Source organism: Pseudomonas sp. SDO5532_S415 (genome assembly GCF_054071155.1).
Genome location: NZ_JBSVWS010000306.1, coordinates 1 through 3457 on the forward strand (window position 1 = coordinate 1; position 3457 = coordinate 3457).

At 60.9% G+C, this 3457-nt stretch carries 2 protein-coding genes; one reads left to right on the forward strand and one right to left on the reverse strand.

Annotated features, from left to right (window positions below; all coding sequences use genetic code 11):
- Positions 1-51 precede the first annotated feature (51 nt).
- Positions 52-2364, reverse strand: coding sequence for a 5-methyltetrahydropteroyltriglutamate--homocysteine S-methyltransferase (gene metE, locus ACW9HW_RS29520; RefSeq protein ID WP_457402861.1), 2313 nt, complete (start codon positions 2362-2364; stop codon positions 52-54).
- Positions 2365-2474: 110 nt separating this feature from the next.
- Here metE and metR point away from each other — a divergent pair, with 110 nt between their 5' ends.
- Positions 2475-3392, forward strand: a complete 918-nt coding sequence (gene metR / locus ACW9HW_RS29525; protein ID WP_095197155.1) for a transcriptional regulator MetR — start codon at positions 2475-2477, stop codon at positions 3390-3392.
- The last annotated feature ends 65 nt before the right edge of the window (positions 3393-3457 follow it).

Here is a 3457-nt window from a genome sequence, read left to right on the forward strand (position 1 = left end):
TGTGTGCGACACCGATCCATTGTGGGAGCGAGCCTGCTCGCGAAGGCGTCCTCAGGCCAACTGACTGCGCAACTGCCGAGCCGCCGCCACCATGTTCACCAGCGCTGCCTCGGTCTCCGGCCACGCCCGGGTTTTCAATCCGCAATCGGGATTGACCCATAGACGTTCGGCCGGGATGCGCTTCACCGCTTTGCTCATCAACTTGACCATCTCGGCCGTGTCCGGCACCCGTGGCGAATGAATGTCATAAACGCCCGGACCAATGTCGTTCGGGTAATCGAACGCCTTGAAAGCCTCCAGCAATTCCATGTCCGAACGCGAGGTCTCAATGGTGATCACATCGGCGTCCATCGCCGCAATGGCTTCGATCACGTCATTGAATTCGCTGTAGCACATATGGGTGTGAATCTGGGTTTCATCGCGCACACCGCTGGCGCTCAAGCGGAACGCTTCCACCGCCCAGTCCAGGTATTCCTGCCATTGCGCCCGGCGCAGCGGCAGGCCTTCGCGAAACGCGGCTTCGTCGATCTGCACGATCTTGATGCCGGCGGCTTCCAGGTCCACCACTTCGTCACGCAACGCCAGCGCCAACTGCTGCGCCTGGACCTTGCGCGATACGTCTTCGCGGGGGAACGACCACATCAACATGGTCACCGGACCGGTGAGCATACCTTTCATGACCTTGTCGGTCTGGCTCTGGGCATAGGTGATCCAGTCCACCGTCATGGCTTTCGGGCGGCTCAGGTCGCCGTAGATGATCGCCGGTTTCACACAGCGCGACCCGTAGCTTTGCACCCAGCCGAAACGGGTGAAGGCATAACCCTCAAGCTGCTCGGCAAAGTACTCGACCATGTCATTGCGCTCGGCTTCACCGTGCACCAGCACGTCCAGACCCAGGCGTTCCTGGACTTGTACGGCATGGCGGATTTCGTGGTGCATGGCGTCGGTGTAATCGTTGGCCGACAGCTTGCCCTGCTTGAAGGCCTGGCGCGCCAGACGAATCGAACCGGTCTGCGGAAACGAACCGATGGTGGTGGTCGGGAACGCCGGCAGTTTCAGCCGTGCACGCTGTTGCTCGATGCGTTTGGCGAACGGTGATTGGCGTTGGCTGTCGGTTGCGTCGATGGCGTTGATGCGTGCCTGCACCTCAGCTTTATGAATGCGCGGCGATTGCGTACGACTAGCAGCGATGACGCGACTTTCGGCCAACGCAGCCTGCACTTTCGGTGCTTGCGGATCGTTGAGGGCATCGCGCAGTACAGCGATTTCGCCACACTTCTGCACAGCGAACGCCAGCCAGCTTTTCAGCTCGGGATCGAGTTTGTCTTCGCGTTCCAGATCCACCGGGCTGTGCAGCAGCGAGCAGGAACTGCTGACCCACAGGTTGTCGCCAAAACGCTCCTGGGCAAATCGCAGTTGTTCAAGCACGGGCTCCAGCTCGCAGCGCCAGACGTTGCGACCATTGACCAGACCGACCGAGAGAATCTTGTAGATCGGCAAGCGGTCCAACACGTGCAACAGTTGATCCGGCGCCCGCACGGCGTCGATGTGCAAACCTTGCACCGGCAGGCCGACGGCCAGGCCGAGGTTGTCTTGCAGGCCGCTGAAGTAAGTGGCCACCAGTTTTTTCAGCGGCGAGTACTGCAGGATGTGATACGCGCGTTCGAAGGCGTTTTTCCATTCCTGCGGCAGGTCGAGGGTCAGGATCGGCTCATCGATCTGCACCCATTCAACGCCTTGGGCGGCGAGGCGACCGAGGATTTCGCCGTAGATCGGCAGCAGGCGCTCCAGCAGGTCGAGCTTGTCGAAATCGTTGCCTTTCGCCTTGCCCAACCACAGGTAAGTCAGTGGACCGATGATGACGGGTTTGATGCTGTGGCCGAGGGCCTTGGCTTCTTCAACTTCATCGAACAGCTGTTCCCAGCTCAGCTTGAACTGCTGGTCAGCGGTGAATTCCGGGACCAGATAATGGTAGTTGGTGTCGAACCACTTGGTCAGTTCCTGGGCGTATTGCGCCTGGCCATGTTCGCCGCCGCAGCAGCTCGCCGTGGCGCCACGGGACATGGCGAACAGGGTGTCGAGGGTCGGCAGGCCGCGCTCGTCACGGGTGCTGTCGAAACGCTCGGGGATCACGCCGAAGGCCAGGGAGTGAGTCAGCACCTGGTCGTACCAGGCGAAGTCGCCGACCGGCAGCAAGTCGATGCCGGCGTCTTTCTGCAATTGCCAGTGGGTGGCGCGCAATTGGCGGCCGACGCTCTTCAGTGCGCTCTGGTCGAGGTCGCCCTTCCAATAGGATTCAAGGGCTTTTTTCAGTTCGCGGTCGGCGCCAATGCGCGGAAAACCCAGGGTGTGTGCCACGGCCATGTCGAATGTGCTCCTGTGTAAAAGATGGCGCTATTGTCGACAGCCAGGGCAACATGAGACAAACTCAACCTTTTCGTGTTGATCACAAGTTTTCCTCATGGAGCCCCGCGGTGCTTGAAATCCGTCACCTGAAGACCCTGCATGCCTTGCGCGAAGCCGATAGCCTGGTGGATGCGGCCGACCGCCTGCACCTGACCCAGTCGGCGCTGTCCCACCAGTTCAAGGAACTGGAGGAGCGCATGGGGATGCCGTTGTTCGTGCGCAAGACCAAACCGGTGCGTTTCACCAGTGCCGGTTTGCGCCTGCTGCAACTGGCCGACGCCACCCTGCCGCTGCTGCGTGCCGCCGAACGCGACATCAGTCGTCTGGCCGGCGGTACGGCCGGGCGCTTGCATATGGCCATCGAATGCCACAGTTGCTTCCAGTGGCTGATGCCGACCATCGACCAGTTCCGCGACGCCTGGCCGGAGGTCGAACTGGACCTGGCCTCGGGGTTCTCCTTCGCGCCGCTGCCGGCCCTGGCCCGTGGCGATCTGGACCTGGTGGTGACGTCCGATCCGGTGGATCTGGTCGGCATTACCTATGTACCGCTGTTCACCTATGAAGCGATGCTCGCCGTGGCCAATCAGCACCGATTGGCGAGCAAGGCGTACATCGTTCCGGAAGACTTGCTCACCGAGACCTTGATCACCTACCCGGTTGAGCGTGATCGACTGGACATCTTCACCCGCTTCCTGGAACCCGCCGACGTCGAACCGGCCCAGGTCCGCACCTCGGAACTGACGGTGATGATGATGCAACTGGTGGCCAGCGGACGCGGCGTATGCGGCATGCCCCATTGGGCGCTGCATGAATACAGCTCACGGGGCTACGTGAAGGCCAAGCGATTGGGCGAGAAAGGATTGTTTGCCACGCTGTACGCAGCGATCCGGGCTGACATGCTGGACGCCCCGTACATGCGCGACTTTTTGCTGACGGCCAAGGACACGTCGTTTTCTACGTTGGATGGGGTGAGCGCCGTCCGTTGAAAACACACATATCCCTGTGGGAGCGAGCCTGCTCGCGAAGAGGGCGTGTCAGACACATCAATATT